Below are 15,621 nucleotides of genomic sequence, written 5' to 3' on the forward strand. Positions count from 1 at the left end.
CGGCACAGGCTGAATCCCCGGCATTCATGCCGGGGAGCACGTCAACAGCTGGAGCGACGACATGTGGGACGAGCCGCTCTACCCCCAAGACAAGATCGTGGGCGTGGGCCGGTGTGTACGGGGCTGGGTTCCGTTCGAGGCCCCGAAGACGGCCAAGCCTGTGCGGGTGGTGTACCAGCCGAGCACCGGCCCGATGATGGAGTGGGAACTGAATTGACGTCCTCTCCGGCTTGACTTCCTCCCCGCCTAAAGGCGGGGGAGGAAGTCAACATGCCACGACCTACCGCGACCGCACCGGCTCGCCGTACTCCAGCACATACCGCTCCGCCGATAGCACGATGTCCGCCGTCTGCACCGGCCGGCCCTGCGCATAGCAGGTCCGCTCGATCGCGAAGACGACGCTCCTCGGCGGGATCTTCAGCCCGGCGCACTCCTCGACTTCCCCGGTCCGGGCCTCGACCAGCTCGGTGCAGCCATCGATGACGACGCCGATCGAGAGCATCCTGTCGGCCACGCCGACGTGGGGGCCGTCCTCGGGCATGACGATCGGCGTGCCTCTGGTGAGGGCGAGGGGCTCCCAGCTGGTGGACAGCATGACGGGCTCGTCGTCGCGGCTGTAGACGTAGGCCGTACGGACGACGTCCTCCACACCGGTCGCCTCGGGCAGGGCCAGGCGCTCGCGGATGTCCGACGGGGCGACGGTTGTGCGCGAGTCGTAGGACCAGATCCGGTGCCCCCGCCGCTCCATCTCGTCCGGGCCAGAAGAGCCCGGCATCTCCAGGCGCAGCGTGAAGGCACGGGTCATCTTCTGTCGCGTAGGTCTGCCCCGCACGAAGGTGCCGGCGCCCGCCCTCGCCTCGGCCAGCCCTTCGGCCTTCAGGATCTCGCCGACCCGCAGCGCCACGGTGTTGGAGACACCGTAGTCGCGCATGATCTCCGGCCGCGATGGCAGGCGCGCGCCGGGCGGCAACTCGCCGGAGGCGATCTTCCGGCGGAGGTCGTCGACGATCTGGAGGTACTTCGGGCGCTCATCGGTCACGGGAACAGCTTGACAGGCTGTACCGTCAGGTATCAAGCTAGCGGTACAAGCAATAGCCTGTACCTACAGCTCAGGCGGTGCCCCTGTGTATGACCTGACCCTGCCCCCCAGCCCCGACAGCATCGAGTCCGCCGGCGTCTGGGCGCGCAACATCGCCCTCGCCGAGCGGCCCGACCGCGCCGACGACGCCGAGCGGATCGCCCGCAGCCTCGTCTCCCAGCTCATCCCGCTCACCGGCCTGGGCGACCAGATCCGCGTCGCCATCACGTCCACGGCGGACGGATGGCTGCGGATCGAGGCCCACACCCCCGGCAGGCGGCGCGACCTGCGCGGCGGCCACGAGTACGCGCAGACCAGCGCGGTCACCACCCGCATCGGCTCGCTCGACGGCCCCGAGGGGCACACCGAGTGGGCGGAGCTGCCTCCCCAGCTGGCAGTGACGGCATGACGGTGCTGATCACCTGCCCTGGCCTGCACCTCGCCCGGCCCACCCCCGGCTGGCAGCTCATCACCTGGAACCCCATGATCGACTACGTCGACCGGGTCCGCGTCGTCACCGCCACCTGCTGCTCCTGCGGCAGCGGCCAGCCATACCGCCAGTGCTGCGGTCGCTGACCGCCCACAGCCCCCGGCACGGGCTCATCCCCATAGCCGCCCGTGCCGGGCCGGGCCTCCCGCCCCGGTGACCTCCGTACGGCACCCGGCCCCGTCCCGGGCGCCGAGCGGACCGACACCGGCCCACCCCACCACCGACACGCCCCGGAGCGTCAGATGAGCAAGTCCCGCTGGAGCGACAACTACAAGCTCACCGCCGAAGCCCGCACGTCCGGCCGCTGCTCGCAGTGCGGCAAGCCCTTCCACGAGCGCGCCTGCGGCCCCACCCACGCCGTGGCCGCCGAGCTGTACTACGCCGAGACCAACCGCGGCACGCACTGAACCCGGCCGCGACTCCACCACGACTCCACGAGGAGAGCACCACATGCCCAGCAAGACCATCCCGGCCGACGCCGCCCGCCCCTGCAACCGGCCCGGCTGCGGCGGCACCTGGCGTCCCACCGGCAAGCCCGACTACGACAGCGACGGCTCCGCCCTGGTCGGCCTGAGGTGTGACAGCGGGTGCGGCATGCAGTCCTTCTACTCCTGGATCTGGAAGTAGCCATGCCCGAGCTGCGTAAGTCCCAGATCACCAGGATCGAGAACGCCCGCAGCGAGCTCGCTCGCGCCGAAGCGCGGGGCGCCGATGAAGACGAGATCAAGCGGCTGCGGACCGTCCTGGCGCGGGTCCAGGACAACGCCAGCGACCTCGAACTCAAGGTCGCCTGGCGGCGCATCTACCTCGGCAAGACCCGCGACTGAGCGGCCCCGGCCCGGCGACTGCACCGCCTGGCCGGGGCCTCACCCGACCACCTGCACAACCAGGAGATCGAGCTGATCGCAGTGATATCCCACACGCCCCAACCGGCGCCAGAGAACACCCGTTCGACCGCGCCCGTACCGCCCACGACCGCCCCGGCCCGGCCCAGCGGCGACCGGCACATCCGCGCCGCCACCGTCACCGTCGTGGTCATCCTCGCCGTCGTCGCCTTCTACGTGTCGTACCGCCACCAATACGACCTCGCGCTCGGCTACGGCGAACCCGCCGACACGGCACGCCTGTTCCCGATCACCATCGACGGAATCATCATCACCGCATCGCTGATCATGCTGTACTGCGCCCGCTGGGAAAAACCCGTACCGCGCCTGGCCCGCCTCGCCCTATGGCTCGGCATCGGCGCCACCCTCGCCGCCAACGTGGCACACGGATGGCCCGCCGGATGGGGAGGACGCCTGGTCAGCGCCGCACCCGCAGCGGCACTGGTGATCGCCTACGAGCTGCTGATGTGGCTCATCCGCACCATGCGAGTCGAGACCCCCCAACCCGTCGCCGAGCGGGTGGTGTACCGCGACCGCACGATTGAGATACCCGTCGAGGTCGAGATCCGGCAGGTCCCCGCCGACCGGTTCGAGGCGGCACGCTGGGCCGTCGACGACGCCCTAGCCGCCGGACGCCGCCCGCCCGGCCGCCGCGCCCTGGCGGACCGGTTCGGGCTGGAAACCCGCGAGGCTGTGGAGATCCTCGACCAGGCGGCACAGGACCACGACCGGCAGGCCCGTCCGGAGCCGGGCCCAGACGGCGGGCCTGTGCCGGTCGCCGCCGTCAACGGCACCCCCGGCGCCAGCCGTACCGAGGAGGTGGCCTGATGACCGCCGCCCTCGTCCTCCTGGCCGTCCTCACCATCGTCCTGTCCGCTACCCGCACCACCCGCGGCGCGCTCACCGCGGCCGAGATGTGGCACCTCGCCCACGCGGCCGGCTGGCGCACCCTCACCTACGCCGCGGCCGGACTGTGCGCCGTCGCCGCGCTCGCGCTCGGCGCCGGGCTGGCCGCTCTCCTCGACCTGGCCGTCGAGCTCGGCATGCGGGCCGCCGTCTGCCTGTGGCTCATCTGCGCCGCCGTCTGCTGGCACGTGCGCAGCCTGCGCGGCGAGGTCACCCTCATCCCGCGGACGGTGGCCGCGTGAGCGATGACCTGCCCCGCCTCCGGGTGGTCCGCGGCGACCACGCCCGCGGCCCCGGCGACGAACCCGCACCCGAGAAGGTGCTGCACACCGACACCGCTGGCCGTGCCGAGCTCGCGCTGCCGGAGGAGTACGACGCCGAAACCGTCGAGGACGGCGACGAGGTCGTCACCGACCGGCCCGTGGACATCGACGACGGCGACGAGCCGGTGCTGTACGGCAAGGTCGTCACCCGGCACGACACGGCCCGCGCGCCGATCGTGCCGCTGTGGCTGCGCTCGGCCCGCGAAGCCCGGCAGGTGCTCGCCCACGAGCTGGACCTGGCCTGGTACCGGCTGCGCAAGCATGCCTGGAACAGCCCCAAGTACCTGCTGCGGATCCTGCGGTGGGCGCCGGTCGGCCTGGCCCGCACGCTGGGCGCGTTCTGGCGGTGGGCTTGGTGCAGCGAGCAGGCGCCGCTGCGCAGGCAGCTCGCCCAGCCCGGTGGGGACGTGGCCGCTTACCTGAAGCTGGAGGAGCTGCGCGCCGAGCGGGTCCGCATCCGCCTGCCGATCTTCGCCGCCACGATCGTCGCCTGTGCGGGCGGCACGGCTGCTGCGATCACGCTGGCGCCGCGCGGCTGGCTGCTGCTGGCCGGCCTCGCCGTGGCCGCCGTGCTGGCCCGCGTCGGCCGGCCCGTCGACCGGCCCATCGTGGAGGTGGCCGTCACCATCGAGCGCAAGCGGCGGCTGACCGCGCTGGAGGTGCGCGAGGCGCTGTGCACGCTGGGCATTCCCGGGCTGAAGGACCCTGCCAAGGTCAACTTCCCGGTGGAGATCCACCGCGACGGGCCCGGCCAGCTCGCCCGGGTCAACCTGCCGCGCGGCATCGAGGCCGTGGAGGTGTGCGAACGCCGCGGCAAGCTGTCCTCGGCGCTGCGGCGGCCGGTCGATCAGGTGTGGCCCAAGGGCGGGCCCGACCACGCCGGGCAGCTCGATCTGTGGGTGGGCTATAAGCCGGTGTCGCAGATGACGCCGCCCCGCTGGTCGCTGTTGAGGGACGGCGCCCGCACCAGCGTGTTCGAGCCGATCGAGTTCGGTACCGACCAGCGGCAGAACCCGATCTCCGCACCGTTGTTCGAGCTGAACTGGCTGATCGGAGGCCGGCCAGGCAGCGGCAAGTCGTACTTCGCTCGGGCGGTCGCGCTCGGCGCCGCGCTTGATCCGACCGCCGAGTTCATGATCGCCGAGTTCAAGGGGACCGGCGACTTCATGGACTTCGACGAGGCCGGCCTGTGCTCGTCCTACGTGTGCGGCGTCGATGACGAGGCGTTCGACGAGGCCGCCGACATGCTGGGCTGGCTGCTGGCCGAGTGCGGGCGCCGCGGCAAGCGGATCAAGAGGTATCGGGCGCAGGGCCGTGCCCCTCAGGGCAAGGCCACCCCCGAGCTGGCCGCCGAGCCTGGATCCGGGCTGCATCCGATCGTTGTCGTGTTCGACGAGGTGCACGAGCTGTTCGGTGCCCGCTCGGCGGCGGCCGACGCCGCCGAGCGGATCATCAAGCGCGGCCGGGCGTTGAACATCATCGTCATCCTGGCCACGCAGATCCCCGACAAGGACAGCCTGCCGAAGAACATCACCCGCTGCGCGGCGATGCGCGCCTGCCTGGCGGTGGATGACTACATCGCCAACGACATGATCCTGGGCACCGGTGCCCACAAGCGCGGCGTGACCGCGACGCAGTTCCGCCCGAAGATCGACGCCGGATGGGCGATGGTCACCGGTCTGGAGGAGCCCACCGCCGTCCGGGCCGCCTTCCCCACCGAGGCCGAGGGACGCGCGCTGCTGGCCCGCGCCGTGCAGCTGCGCGGCGGTGTGCTGCCCGGCCGCGATGAGGAACTGCCCAAGCTGGACATCCTGGTCGACGTCGAGCGTGTCTGGCCTGCCGGACGTGGCGGCTTGCAATGGCCGCAGCTCGCCGAGTTGCTGCGGCTGCACCGTCCTGAGCTGTACGGCGAGGACACCGCGGAGACGATCAGCGCCCGCCTGCGCCGTCTCGACGTCCCCTCAGTGGATGTGAAGGCGGACGGCAAGACCTTGAAGGGCTGCCGCAGGGAGGCGGTCGAGGAGGCGCTGAGACGGCGGGAGCTCGGCCATGGGTAGCGCCGACATCTGCCTCCACACCACCCTCCAGGAGGCCATTTCCGGGGGTTGGCGAGGCTGCCGCGACCCGCGACCTTGGCCTGTTTCCGCAGCTCACCATAGGTCGCCCCCCTGGTCGCGGTACCGCGACCTTCATGATCGCGCCGCGACCTCTCAGAAGGAGATCACGTGGAGCAGTTAATCGCGACGGTCACCCCCTACGTCGTCGTCCTCGGCGGCGGCGCCTGGGTCCTGTACAAGCTCGTCGCCTACCCCCTCCGCAAGTGCCCCCGCTGCCGCGGTGGCGGCAACCTGCCGGCGGGTCTGCTGGGCCGGTACCGGCGGTGCGGCCGGTGCGGCGGCACCGGTGAGGTGCGCGGGATGTTCGGCCGCAGGACCTGACCCGGGCGGTGGTTGCGGACGCCCCTTCCGACCGGGAGGCGTGTCCGGAGCCACCGGCTCCACGATCCCCACACACCAGATCAGCAAAGGGAGGAATCCCATGGGGCTTTTCAGCAGCAGCATGACCCCCGAGCAGCTCGCCCAGGCGCGCCAGAAGGCCAAGACCGCCGGCCAGGTGCGGAAGCTCGCCCAGGCCGCGAACGGCCACGGCGTCACCCGCGCGGAGAAGGAGAAGGCCAACAAGCAGCTGGAGCAGATGTACGGCAAGCGCGGCGCAGCCCGGCTGAAGGAGGCCGAGCTGCGGTCCGCCGGCGCCCAGCCGCGCGGCTTGGGCCGGTTCTTCGGCTGAGCGCTGAGGTTGCGGATGCTCCGCCCGCTCCGGCGGGTGGGGTGTCCGGAGCAGAGCGCTCCACCACGAGAGGAGACAACAATGATCAAGATCATCGGTAGCAAGGCGGACCGCGACAAGCTCAAGGCCGCACGTAGGAACCTCCAGCGCGTCAGCGACGAGGAGGTCCGCAAGAACGGCGGCCAGCCGATCAGCGACGACAACGAGCGGTACCGCAAGGCGAACAAGGCCGTGCTCGACGCCGAGCGCAACGTGCCGTTCCTGGGCCGGTGGTAGCCGCGGCCGACAAGCGACCCCAGAACATCAGCGACGAGGAGTGGAAGCGCCTCCAGGAGAAGGCCCGCAGGGCAAACCCGGACCTGGACCACTGGACCCACCCGCAGGCGGCACGCGCCGCCACCCGCCAGCCGGGTCGGCCGGACCCCGCTGTGGGAGCAGGCCGACGTGGACGCCTGGCTGGCCGGCACGTGGAGGCCCGAGAGGGACGAGGTTTGACGTGCATGCGCAGCACGGAGCAGGAGTTCGGCACCACGACCGGCCGCTGACCTTCGCCCCGGCCGCTCTCCGCGGATGGGGCCTCTTTTTGTCTTGCATATCTGACCTATCCAATGCATACTTGTCTTATGCAGAACGCAACGGTTGTGAACCCCCTCGGGATCGACGTCTTCGACACCTCCGGCTACGCGCCGCTGCACGAGGTCCGCGACGAGGACAAGCTCGACGCCATCGCCGACGACATGCGCCGACGTGGCTGGCACGGCCCGCCCCTGGTCGTCATGCGCGACAACCTGAGCTCCCTCACCGGCGTCCACCGCCGCGCCGCCGCCGAACTCGCCGAGCTGGAGGAGATCCCCGGCGTCGAGCTGGCGGACCTGTTCGAGGCGTGCGGCCTGGACATGTGGGAGATCGTCGTCGGCGACGAGAGCCTCGACGACGAGGTGGCCCACAACGACTTTCGGCGCCTGCTCGACTACCTGCCCGAGGACGTCCGCGAGGCGTACGGCCTTGACATGCACTGACATGCCACACCGCCCCCACGACATCTCCTGGCACGAGGAGTTCCTGGCCCAGGTCCGGGACGGGAAATCGTTCAGCGAGGCGATCAAGGACGTGGGGTCAACCAAGCAGACCCTCTACCAGCATTTCCAGGCGTTTCCCGACTTTCGCCAGCAGGCACTGACGTTGCGCCGCACGTCGGGACGCTCCAGGTCTGGTCCTCTACCGTACGTCCACGGCCGAGAAAAACAGCTCGTCGGCCTGGCTATCGCCGGGCTCACGGTGGAGCAGACCGCCTACGTCCTCGGCGTCGCGTACCACACGGTGTACAACTGGTTAAGGCGGCACCCCAAGGCGCAGGCGACCATCAGGGAGAGGCGAGCCGAGCAGGGCCTCCCCAGCACCCGATCCCTCGACTGGCCGGTGGACATCGACGACCTGCTAGAGCTGCTGCGATTGATCGCCTCCGGGCTGGATCTCCGCGCCGCCTGCGGACAGGCCCGCATCCCCGAGCCGACGCTGAAGCGATGGCGGCGCGGCTGGCCACAGGTCGATGCCCTCGTCGTCGCCGCCGCGGCAGACGGCCGACAGCGCGCTATCCGCCCCTACCGGCGGCTGGAATGCCCGGGACGGTACTGCGGCACCAGCACCGGCTACGACTACGGCTGCCGCCGTACGGCCTGCCGAACAGCAGCCGTCACACGAGTCACCCAGCAGCGCGAAAGTGAAAGGAAAACCCGTGAACGACCCGAGTAGCACCCTCGGCTATGAGGCCGAGAAGACCGACGTGGACGCGATCGTCTCCGACGTCCTGGCCAGCCTCGACGACATCACCGACCTTGGCGAACGATACCACCGGCTGACCGCCGAGCAGGCCCTCTATGAGGCCGTCGTACGGCGCCTGGCCGAGCTGCGCGAGGAGACGGTGGCCCGCCTCAACATCGGCGACGGCACCGGCCGCCGCGCTGGCCGGATGAGCTATGAGCAGATCGCGCAGGTGATCGGCAAGAGCCGGGCCGCCGCCCAGCAGATGGTTGAGCGAGGCCGTGCGCGCCTGTAGCCCGGACAGCACGAAGAAGGCCCCCGCCCTCTCCCGAAGGAGAGAGCGGGGGCTTGCGCTTCCCAGGCTCGCTCACACCGTACGTCAAGGCGCGTGCGTCGTGAACCCCGCCGTCTCCGGGTCCGTCGTCGTACCCGCCACGATGGACGCCAGCAGGCTCGCCGCCGCGGCGCCCGCGGCGATCGAGCCCACCGCAGGCCAGGCGACGTCGAGGATGCCGACAGCGCCGGTGCCGATCGTAGCCAGCGCCGAGCTCGCGGCAGCCCGGATCATCCGCTCCAGGGCGTCGCCCCAGAAGTGGCCGGTCAGGAGTCGTCGGGTCGTCATGGTCATCACCTCACGAGAGGTTGTAGGGCCCGGCCAGCCCCTTCGCCGGCCGGGAGTCTGTGTGCGCAGCAGGTAGAGCTGCGCCAATGGGTCGATCACCCGCGCTCGGGCGCAGGGTCGGGGACGTCGAGCCGGACCGTGACGCTCTCGACCGCCGTCTCGATCTCGGTGCGGATCCGCTCGACCAAGGCCTCGACGTCGACCGCGGAATCCCGCCCCGCCAGAGCGTCGACCAGGGCGTCGATCGCGGCAGTCTGCGCCTGGAGCAGCGCGAGCACCTCGGCGCCGCGCTGGTAGCCCACCTTGGAGTAGGCCCAGATCTGCCTGAAGGCGGTCTTGGGGTCGATCCGCTGGCCGGGGGTCAGGATGCCCTCGCGGGCGGCCCACACGTCGTCTGGGACTTCGTGGGTGAGCCGTTCGTAGACGGCGTCGGCGATCTCTTTCGCGGTGGGCATGTCGTCCTCCTCATAGTCGGGGTTCCAGAAACCGGCGATCACGCTCGGGCCGCGCACACGGCGCGCACAGGTGTCAGCGGTGTTGCCCTCGATCGTCACCACGCGGCCGTCGCCGAGGTTCCGCTCGATCAGGCCCACGTGGTCGATCGCACCGATCGTGTTGGTGCCGTCCCAGTCGAAGAACACGATCGCCCCGGGTCGCGCGTACCGGCGGATGTTCTCGGCGGTGCCGGCATGCCAGAGGCCGAGCCGCTGCCCGTCCTGCGCGTGCCACACCGTGTAGGCTCGATCCCCGGCAGGCAGCACGGCGTCGACGTTGTCGGACTCGTGCGCCCAGTGCGTGATGCTCATGTCGCACCACGGCGCGTCCAGGAACTCCTCACCGTGCCGGGAGGCGTACTCGCGGGTGATCGGATTCGGCCGGCCGCTCATGCCCAGATCTGCGCGGGCGGCGGCCAGCATGTCCGCTGCGGTGCCCACGTCAGGCCCCCTCGCCGTAGTACACGCCGTCCTCGCCGGCGGGGCCGTACAGCTCCTGGAGGACCTGCTCCTCGTCGGGCTCGGTCGGCCCCCACTCGTGCCGGTCCACCCCGGCAACGACTAGCTCGGCCTCGCTCTTGTCGCTCGTCATCGCATCCTCTTCCGTTTTCACGTGCTGTCGTCGTCTTCGCTGCTCACCACGGGCACCAGTCCCGCGTCGCGCACTTGCCGCATGAGCCGCGCCACCTGCCGCTGCAACGCGTTGATCTGGCGGGCCTGCCGGTCGATCTCCGCCTGCATCCGCCGCAGCGCCGCCTCGTAGGCTTCCTCGGCCCGCTTGTAGGCGCCTGCCTCGATCTGCCGTATCGCGGCGCGGTCGTCCGCCTCCACCTTGGCCTGGCTCGCTTTCGTCGCCGCGCGGGCCGTGAAGTAGGCCGCGGCGACGGACGCCGCTGCGCCGATCACGGCGACGACGATCGCGGTGTCCATCACAGCCGCCGCGGCTCGGGCCAGGAGGCGATCACGGCGACGAACCCGGCGAACGCCAGCCAGATCACCGCGGCCACGTAGCCGCGAGGGATCTCGCCGAGCAGCCAGCCCGCCAGGTGGAGGGCGCCCCAGCCGACTTTCAGTCCGGAGGCGGCGACGAACGCGAGCCGGTCTTCGGCCATGAACGCCTGGACGAGGCAGACGGCCCCGACCGTGGCCCAGGGGATGGCCCACGCCCACAGGGGCAGCAGCGTGGCCAGGAAGGCGTAGGTGGGGCTGGAGGCCGCCGAGGGCGGGATGGCGACCATGCTGGCCGCGAACACCAGGTCCAGCAGGGCGAAGAACAGCAGCGCGCTGCCCCGGCGCCCGATGCGGGCCCGGACTGCTCGTATCCACCGGACGGCGCTGGTCATGGCATCGGGATGACGGTGATGTCACGGCTGGCGATGTCGGCGGTGTCGGGGTCGGTGCCGTTGCCGACGGCGTACATCGTGCGGGCGTAGTAGCGGCGACCCGGGGTGAGACCCTCCAGCATGGTCACGTGGGACTGGTACTGAAATTCAGTGGATTCTGCCGGGCTGCCGGCGCCTCGCTCGTTGGAGGGCGCGAGGACCTCGGTGCCGCCGGAGTCCTCGAGGAACACCTGCGGGACGATGAACACTCTCTCCCCGGCGGAGTTGTCGCGGAGGCCGCCGCCGACGGTGATGCGGACCCGGCCGCTGGTGGGGGCGATGAAGAACACGCCGATCTCCGGGTTGCCCGCGACGTAGGTGACGCCGGTCGCGGCGATGTTGGTGATCAGCGTGTCGTCGCTGTTGTAGGCGGCCGGGGTGTGGGCGTCCGCGGTGCGGATGTCCTTCCCGACCGTGATGTCCGCCATCGTGTCACCTCCTCGGCTAGGCGCCTGCTGGCGGGGATCAGACGTCTTGGAGGACAGCCGCGCCCGCGAGAGACAGGTAGCCCGCGAGAGACAGGTAGATGGTGCCGACGGTCAGACCCGCGTCCTCCAGGGCGTCCTTGATCTGGCCCATGAGCGTGGCGAACTGGGTCGGATTCATGCCTTCGCCTGAGTTGACCGCTGTGCAGTCGATGCCGACGACGCCGTTGCTGATGCTGAAGATGATCGGCTCCTGGTAGGTCGTGGTTGCCGGGTTGGTCCACTGGTAGGTCATCGGATGTTCCTTCCTGCTGGGTCATGGGAGCGGGGCGACGAGGATTTCCCGCACGGCGATGTCGGCGGTGGTGGTCCCGGCCGGGTCGTCGATGCGGACGTACTTGACGGCCGCCCAGTACTGCTGGCCCGGCGTGAGCCCGTCCAGCACGGACTCGCGGCTGCCGTAATGGAAAGCGGCGGCCTGGTTCTGGGAGCCGTAGCCGCGCTCGGTCACCGACGCCTGGACGATGACCGCGCCCGCGCTGTTGGTGAGCCGTACCTCCGGACTGAGGAAGATCCGATCCGAGCCGGCGCTGTTGCCGAGGCCGCCGCCGACCACCAGCAGTACCCGCCCCGAGGTGGGGGCGATGAACGTCACGGACACTTCGGGCGTGCCGAGGATGTAGCCGGTGTTGGCAGGGTTGTTGATCTGCGTGGAGTCCTGGCTCCAGACGGCGGGTGGGTAGTCCAGCGCGCGGATGGGCTGGCCGGCGTAGTTGCCGCCGAGCGGCAGGGGGCAGACGATCATCTCCCGCACGCCGATGTCCGCCGAGGTGCCCCCGGACACTTTGTGCAGCCCTTGCACGTGGTAGGTGCGGCCCGGCGTCAGCCCCTGAAGGAGGGTGGTTCTGCTGTGGTACTGGTAGTCGGCCGACGCGGAGCCGGAGCCGACGCCGCGCGACCCGACGTCAGCGGCCAGCACGATCGCCCCGGCCGCGCTGTCCTGCCGCACCTGCGGGGCGAAGTGGACGCGGTTGGTGCCGCCGTTGTCCCTCATCCCGGCGCCGACGGTGAGGAGGGCCTGGCCGCTCGTGGGTGCCACGAAGGTGAACGCCAGATCCGGGCTGCCGGCCGCGTAGGCGGTGTTGGCCAGGTTGGCCAGGGCGGTGGAGTCCTGCATCCACACGGCGCGGGGGAAGTCGCCGGCCTTGATGGTGGCTCCGACGAGGGTGTCAGGCACGCGCGTACCTCCCTAGAGTCCGTATCGGCTGACGCGGAACAGCTGCACCTGGGCGCCGCTGGAGTGGGATTTCACGACACCATTGACCGAGCGGATCACCGTGAACGTCTGGGGGCTGGAGGAGCCGCTGATATCCAGCACGGTCATCCGCTCGCCGCCGATCATCAGGTCGAACGGGAACTCCTCGTCATCCGTGGTCCACAGCGGCCCCGCCGAGGTGGCCACCGACAGCGACGTCGCCGTGGTGTTGATGCCGGCGGCGAGGGTGGAGGCGTGCGGCTGGTAGCGGTCCACCAGGTCTTCGGTGGCGACGTTGCGTATCTGGACGGCGTCCACGTACGCCACCACCTGGCCATTCGAGTGCGTGTTGTCGACCTGGAACCTCACCTGGACGTTGTCGATGTCCGCGCTCAGGGCGCCCGTGACGGCGATGCGGGTCCAGGTGTCGGCCGCCGGGATACCGCTCACCGTCGTGGTGGCGAACCCGGTCGCCGAGATCTCGATACTCGTGATCTTCGGGCGTGAGGCGGCCGGGATCCGGACGTAGCAGGAGATGGTGACCACATCACCCGACGTCCCGGTGCCGTCGACGTCCTGCCCCTCCGCGTAGTGCAGCGTCGAGGCGGCCGAGCGGGAGATGGCCAGCGACGCGGTCCCGGCGTACGCCTGGCCGGTGTCACGGGCAATCGACGTGTTGGCCCCCGCGACCCAGCCGGTCGTCGCGGTCTCGAAGTGACCGTTGTTGATCAGGTTGCCCGAGCCGTACACACCCGGCCGGTACGGCGACTCCGGCACACAGTTGAAGGTCAACTGGTGCTCGAAGTTGCCGAGCAACTCGCTGTAGCCGACGACGATCTGGGAGATCGCCTCGGGCGGCAGCCAGGCGGGCAGGCCGGTGATGGCGAGCCGGTCGCCCACCTCGGCCAGCCGCAACGCCTGGGTCAGCGCGCTGTCACCGGCGATCTGCGGGCGGGACAGGTCCACGTGGATCTGGGGGTAGCGGGCTTCGTCGACGGTGCCCAAGTGCAAGCGCCACCCGGCTTGGTCGAACAGGTCGAGGTCGTACTCGACGTTGACCGTTTCGCTGACGTCGTAGCGGCCGACGCCGTTCGGCGGGGCCAGCACGGACAGGGTGCCGGTCTCCTGTACGGCCCGCGCCGAGGATCCTCCCTCGCGGCTGACGGTGACGTCGTTGCGGACGTTCTGGTCGTCGTCGACCGGGTCCAGGGAGTCGGCCAGGTGCTTGCCGCTGTAGGACAGCGCCACCCGCGCCGCCTGGTTGTAGAGGCTGCTCCTGGTCCTGTAGCCGAGGCCGAAGCAGTCGCGCGGCTCGTACAGCAGGCCGCCGTCCGCCTGCGCGCACGCTCTCACCAGGTCCAAGAAGGCGCCGGGGGCCTGGACGCCCATCCGCGTGCTGTCGTCCAGGTCCCCGATCGCCCGGAACGCGATCCCCTCCTCCTCGCACAGACGTTCGATCCGGCGTCCGGCGGTCTCGCCCTTCCACCCGGCGAGCTGCGCGCCCAGGTCGAACAGCGTGGTGACCGCGTTCTGCACGGTCACGTGGCCGATGCTGATGCCGTCGATCCCGCCACCCGGGCTGATGGTGACGGTGCCGATCCGCCCGAGCGTGTTGCCCGCGAGCGTGCCGTTGAAGGTCCCGCCGACGGTGGCGCCGGGCTCCAGCGTGCTGATGCTGTAGTCGATGTCGGCCCCGAACTGGTCCAGCTCGATGCTGACCCGCAGCAGCTCGCCGTTGACGTTGAAGGTGATGTTGCCGGTGGTGAACAGCTGCGTGCCACCGCTATCGAAGCCGCGCAGGCCCAGCGTGCCGCCGGTGCCGTAGAACAGCTCCCAGCGGCGGACGGTGCCGGTGCCGTACAACATCATGATCACTTCGCCGTTTTCGGCGCCGGCGGCGGGGACGTTCATCAGGAAGCGGATCTGGATCAGGCCGCCGGAGGTGTCGTAGCTGGGCACGCTGCCGGTGAAGCTCGCGCCGTTGAGGGTGACGATCGGCAGCGAGCACGCGAACCCCTCGAACGCCGCGAACTCGGGGCTGCCGGTGAAGGTCATGCCGCCGTGCGTCGCCAAACCGGGCCCGGCCAGCTGGGCGCCCTGCTCGTCCTCCAGCGGCCAGTACGCCACGAGCGCGGCGGTGTCGCGCAGGATGGCCCGATACATCGCGCTGCCGTCGACCCTGGCTTGGCCGAGGCGGCGCATGATCCCGGCGGCCTCGATGGGGACGTAGACGTCGGTGCCGGTCTTGTCCCACCTGGACGGCCAGGCGGACACCTCGCCCCAGAACCGGTAGACCTTGTTGGTGATCTCCGCCCCGTTCTGCACCGTCCAGGTACGGCCCGCCGAGTCGGCGAAGCTCGTGGTGCCCGCGGCCAGGTTGCGGAAGTCGGGGCCGGCCACGACGGTGCCGCCGATGCCGTTCCTGACCTCGAATCGGTGCACCTGCCCGGCCATCGCCCCGGTGACGAGGTCCTCCACCATGCCGAGCTCCAGCGCCGCCGTCGACGCGAAGATCGACGTGGTGCCCGACGTGACCACGGGGTCGCCGAGCTGGGCCCACGGCCCGTCCATCGATGGCGCGGTGTAGAACACGACGGTGTGGCCGCCCGCCCCGTTGTTGACGTCAAGGGTCACGCGGAGCGCCTGCCGCCCGGAGGCGGGCGCGGGTACGGGGACGGTGGAGTTGCGGGTGGAGAGGTTGATGTTGCCGCCGTCCGTCGACCAGGAGAAGCTGAGCACCCCGTCGTGGTTCAGCCACCACGTCCAGCTGCGTTGACTGGACGTGTCGTACTTCCCGGCCAGGTCCTGCTCGCGCCGCCACGAGCCGAGCGTCACCTCCAGGCGGACGTCGATGTCGCCCGTGATGTCCAGGCTGGCGTGGTCAGGGGTAGTGATCCGACGTCCGGTGGTGCCGTCCAAAGCGAGGTAGCTGGAGCTGCCGGTCAGGCTGGCGCGGATCTGCGTGTTGCGGCCCAAGATGCCGTAGTACGGCGAGATCGGATTCCGCGGCGAGTATCGGCCGTCCCGGTTGTTGATCGTCGCCGTGAGCCGCGAGGCATCGACGTCGCCGGCCTCGGCGGACCGGCCGCGGGTGACGGTGACCATGCCGTCGCGCCGCTGCACATGGCCGAGCGCGGTGATGCTGGTCCACGTGGAGCCGAGCAGCAGCTCGATGTTGAGCGGTAGCGGGGTCTGGGGGAAGGCCACGGCTCAC

Annotated in this window: 24 protein-coding genes; 14 read left to right on the forward strand and 10 right to left on the reverse strand. The window is 70.4% G+C overall.

Annotated features, from left to right (window positions below):
• Positions 1-280 precede the first annotated feature (280 nt).
• Positions 281-1,039 (reverse strand): GntR family transcriptional regulator, encoded by a 759-nt coding sequence (locus tag BSB02_RS34675; RefSeq protein WP_143591549.1) that lies wholly within the window; start codon positions 1,037-1,039, stop codon positions 281-283.
• Between the two features lie 85 nt (positions 1,040-1,124).
• Between BSB02_RS34675 and BSB02_RS34680 the strand changes: the two genes are divergently transcribed.
• From BSB02_RS34680 to BSB02_RS34730, 14 genes are all read left to right on the forward strand, one after another.
• Positions 1,125-1,487, forward strand: coding sequence for a hypothetical protein (locus BSB02_RS34680; RefSeq protein WP_084965234.1), 363 nt, complete (start codon positions 1,125-1,127; stop codon positions 1,485-1,487).
• Entirely contained in the window at positions 1,484-1,654 is a 171-nt protein-coding gene (locus tag BSB02_RS40825) for a hypothetical protein (protein WP_158088812.1), read from the forward strand. The genes BSB02_RS34680 and BSB02_RS40825 overlap by 4 nt, the downstream gene beginning before the upstream one ends.
• A gap of 156 nt (positions 1,655-1,810) precedes the next feature.
• Positions 1,811-1,975, forward strand: coding sequence for a hypothetical protein (locus BSB02_RS40830; protein WP_158088813.1), 165 nt, complete (start codon positions 1,811-1,813; stop codon positions 1,973-1,975).
• A gap of 43 nt (positions 1,976-2,018) precedes the next feature.
• On the forward strand, positions 2,019-2,195 hold the full coding sequence (locus tag BSB02_RS40835) for a hypothetical protein (protein WP_158088814.1): 177 nt from the start codon (positions 2,019-2,021) through the stop codon (positions 2,193-2,195).
• Between the two features lie 2 nt (positions 2,196-2,197).
• Positions 2,198-2,395: a hypothetical protein gene (locus BSB02_RS34685; RefSeq protein WP_084965235.1), complete on the forward strand. Its 198-nt coding sequence runs from the start codon at positions 2,198-2,200 to the stop codon at positions 2,393-2,395.
• A gap of 81 nt (positions 2,396-2,476) precedes the next feature.
• Complete coding sequence (locus BSB02_RS34690) at positions 2,477-3,280, forward strand: DUF2637 domain-containing protein (protein WP_084965236.1); 804 nt, start codon at positions 2,477-2,479, stop codon at positions 3,278-3,280.
• Positions 3,280-3,600 (forward strand): hypothetical protein, encoded by a 321-nt coding sequence (locus BSB02_RS34695; protein ID WP_084965237.1) that lies wholly within the window; start codon positions 3,280-3,282, stop codon positions 3,598-3,600. The genes BSB02_RS34690 and BSB02_RS34695 overlap by 1 nt, the downstream gene beginning before the upstream one ends.
• Positions 3,597-5,738: an FtsK/SpoIIIE domain-containing protein gene (locus BSB02_RS34700; RefSeq protein ID WP_084965238.1), complete on the forward strand. Its 2,142-nt coding sequence runs from the start codon at positions 3,597-3,599 to the stop codon at positions 5,736-5,738. Before BSB02_RS34695 ends, BSB02_RS34700 begins: the two co-directional genes overlap by 4 nt.
• 168 nt (positions 5,739-5,906) lie before the next feature.
• Positions 5,907-6,119 carry a hypothetical protein gene (locus BSB02_RS34705; protein ID WP_084965239.1) on the forward strand — a complete coding sequence of 71 codons (213 nt, stop codon included), beginning with the start codon at positions 5,907-5,909 and terminating at the stop codon, positions 6,117-6,119.
• A 100-nt stretch (positions 6,120-6,219) separates the two neighbouring features.
• Positions 6,220-6,468 (forward strand): hypothetical protein, encoded by a 249-nt coding sequence (locus BSB02_RS34710; RefSeq protein WP_084965240.1) that lies wholly within the window; start codon positions 6,220-6,222, stop codon positions 6,466-6,468.
• Positions 6,469-6,549: 81 nt separating this feature from the next.
• Positions 6,550-6,744 (forward strand): hypothetical protein, encoded by a 195-nt coding sequence (locus BSB02_RS34715; RefSeq protein ID WP_084965241.1) that lies wholly within the window; start codon positions 6,550-6,552, stop codon positions 6,742-6,744.
• A 347-nt stretch (positions 6,745-7,091) separates the two neighbouring features.
• Positions 7,092-7,487 carry a ParB N-terminal domain-containing protein gene (locus BSB02_RS34720; RefSeq protein WP_158088815.1) on the forward strand — a complete coding sequence of 132 codons (396 nt, stop codon included), beginning with the start codon at positions 7,092-7,094 and terminating at the stop codon, positions 7,485-7,487.
• Between the two features lies 1 nt (position 7,488).
• Entirely contained in the window at positions 7,489-8,220 is a 732-nt protein-coding gene (locus BSB02_RS34725; RefSeq protein ID WP_084965243.1) for a helix-turn-helix domain-containing protein, read from the forward strand.
• On the forward strand, positions 8,204-8,524 hold the full coding sequence (locus BSB02_RS34730) for a sigma-70 RNA polymerase sigma factor region 4 domain-containing protein (protein ID WP_084965244.1): 321 nt from the start codon (positions 8,204-8,206) through the stop codon (positions 8,522-8,524). The genes BSB02_RS34725 and BSB02_RS34730 overlap by 17 nt, the downstream gene beginning before the upstream one ends.
• An 84-nt stretch (positions 8,525-8,608) precedes the next feature.
• On the opposite strand, the gene BSB02_RS34735 is transcribed toward BSB02_RS34730, so the two are convergent.
• From BSB02_RS34735 to BSB02_RS34770, 9 genes are all read right to left on the reverse strand, one after another.
• Positions 8,609-8,851, reverse strand: coding sequence for a holin (locus BSB02_RS34735; protein WP_143591551.1), 243 nt, complete (start codon positions 8,849-8,851; stop codon positions 8,609-8,611).
• 95 nt (positions 8,852-8,946) lie between these two features.
• Complete coding sequence (locus BSB02_RS41715) at positions 8,947-9,786, reverse strand: CHAP domain-containing protein (protein ID WP_240506940.1); 840 nt, start codon at positions 9,784-9,786, stop codon at positions 8,947-8,949.
• A gap of 1 nt (position 9,787) precedes the next feature.
• Entirely contained in the window at positions 9,788-9,937 is a 150-nt protein-coding gene (locus tag BSB02_RS40840) for a hypothetical protein (RefSeq protein ID WP_158088816.1), read from the reverse strand.
• 17 nt (positions 9,938-9,954) lie between these two features.
• Positions 9,955-10,275 (reverse strand): hypothetical protein, encoded by a 321-nt coding sequence (locus BSB02_RS34745; RefSeq protein WP_084965246.1) that lies wholly within the window; start codon positions 10,273-10,275, stop codon positions 9,955-9,957.
• On the reverse strand, positions 10,275-10,688 hold the full coding sequence (locus BSB02_RS34750; protein ID WP_084965247.1) for a hypothetical protein: 414 nt from the start codon (positions 10,686-10,688) through the stop codon (positions 10,275-10,277). Before BSB02_RS34750 ends, BSB02_RS34745 begins: the two co-directional genes overlap by 1 nt.
• Positions 10,685-11,155 carry a hypothetical protein gene (locus tag BSB02_RS34755; protein WP_084965248.1) on the reverse strand — a complete coding sequence of 157 codons (471 nt, stop codon included), beginning with the start codon at positions 11,153-11,155 and terminating at the stop codon, positions 10,685-10,687. The genes BSB02_RS34750 and BSB02_RS34755 overlap by 4 nt, the downstream gene beginning before the upstream one ends.
• 37 nt (positions 11,156-11,192) lie before the next feature.
• Positions 11,193-11,447 carry a hypothetical protein gene (locus tag BSB02_RS34760; protein WP_084965249.1) on the reverse strand — a complete coding sequence of 85 codons (255 nt, stop codon included), beginning with the start codon at positions 11,445-11,447 and terminating at the stop codon, positions 11,193-11,195.
• A gap of 21 nt (positions 11,448-11,468) precedes the next feature.
• Positions 11,469-12,389 carry a hypothetical protein gene (locus BSB02_RS34765; protein ID WP_084965250.1) on the reverse strand — a complete coding sequence of 307 codons (921 nt, stop codon included), beginning with the start codon at positions 12,387-12,389 and terminating at the stop codon, positions 11,469-11,471.
• A gap of 12 nt (positions 12,390-12,401) precedes the next feature.
• A complete protein-coding gene (locus BSB02_RS34770; protein WP_084965251.1) occupies positions 12,402-15,614 on the reverse strand; it encodes a carbohydrate binding domain-containing protein in 3,213 nt (1,070 codons plus the stop codon).
• Between the last annotated feature and the right edge of the window lie 7 nt (positions 15,615-15,621).

This window comes from Thermoactinospora rubra (assembly GCF_002093975.1).
Taxonomy (GTDB): domain Bacteria; phylum Actinomycetota; class Actinomycetes; order Streptosporangiales; family Streptosporangiaceae; genus Nonomuraea; species Nonomuraea rubra_A.

Bases quoted from the DNA above. Each gene is read 5' to 3' on its own strand.
- BSB02_RS34750 (WP_084965247.1), bottom strand. From the start codon at position 10,688: ATGACCAGCGCCGTCCGGTGGATACGAGCAGTCCGGGCCCGCATCGGG.
- BSB02_RS40840 (WP_158088816.1), bottom strand. From the start codon at position 9,937: ATGACGAGCGACAAGAGCGAGGCCGAGCTAGTCGTTGCCGGGGTGGAC.
- BSB02_RS34755 (WP_084965248.1), bottom strand. From the start codon at position 11,155: ATGGCGGACATCACGGTCGGGAAGGACATCCGCACCGCGGACGCCCAC.
- BSB02_RS34725 (WP_084965243.1), top strand. From the start codon at position 7,489: ATGCCACACCGCCCCCACGACATCTCCTGGCACGAGGAGTTCCTGGCC.
- BSB02_RS34685 (WP_084965235.1), top strand. From the start codon at position 2,198: ATGCCCGAGCTGCGTAAGTCCCAGATCACCAGGATCGAGAACGCCCGC.
- BSB02_RS40825 (WP_158088812.1), top strand. From the start codon at position 1,484: ATGACGGTGCTGATCACCTGCCCTGGCCTGCACCTCGCCCGGCCCACC.
- BSB02_RS34720 (WP_158088815.1), top strand. From the start codon at position 7,092: ATGCAGAACGCAACGGTTGTGAACCCCCTCGGGATCGACGTCTTCGAC.
- BSB02_RS34745 (WP_084965246.1), bottom strand. From the start codon at position 10,275: ATGGACACCGCGATCGTCGTCGCCGTGATCGGCGCAGCGGCGTCCGTC.
- BSB02_RS34715 (WP_084965241.1), top strand. From the start codon at position 6,550: ATGATCAAGATCATCGGTAGCAAGGCGGACCGCGACAAGCTCAAGGCC.
- BSB02_RS40835 (WP_158088814.1), top strand. From the start codon at position 2,019: ATGCCCAGCAAGACCATCCCGGCCGACGCCGCCCGCCCCTGCAACCGG.
- BSB02_RS40830 (WP_158088813.1), top strand. From the start codon at position 1,811: ATGAGCAAGTCCCGCTGGAGCGACAACTACAAGCTCACCGCCGAAGCC.
- BSB02_RS34695 (WP_084965237.1), top strand. From the start codon at position 3,280: ATGACCGCCGCCCTCGTCCTCCTGGCCGTCCTCACCATCGTCCTGTCC.
- BSB02_RS34710 (WP_084965240.1), top strand. From the start codon at position 6,220: ATGGGGCTTTTCAGCAGCAGCATGACCCCCGAGCAGCTCGCCCAGGCG.
- BSB02_RS34735 (WP_143591551.1), bottom strand. From the start codon at position 8,851: ATGACGACCCGACGACTCCTGACCGGCCACTTCTGGGGCGACGCCCTG.
- BSB02_RS34760 (WP_084965249.1), bottom strand. From the start codon at position 11,447: ATGACCTACCAGTGGACCAACCCGGCAACCACGACCTACCAGGAGCCG.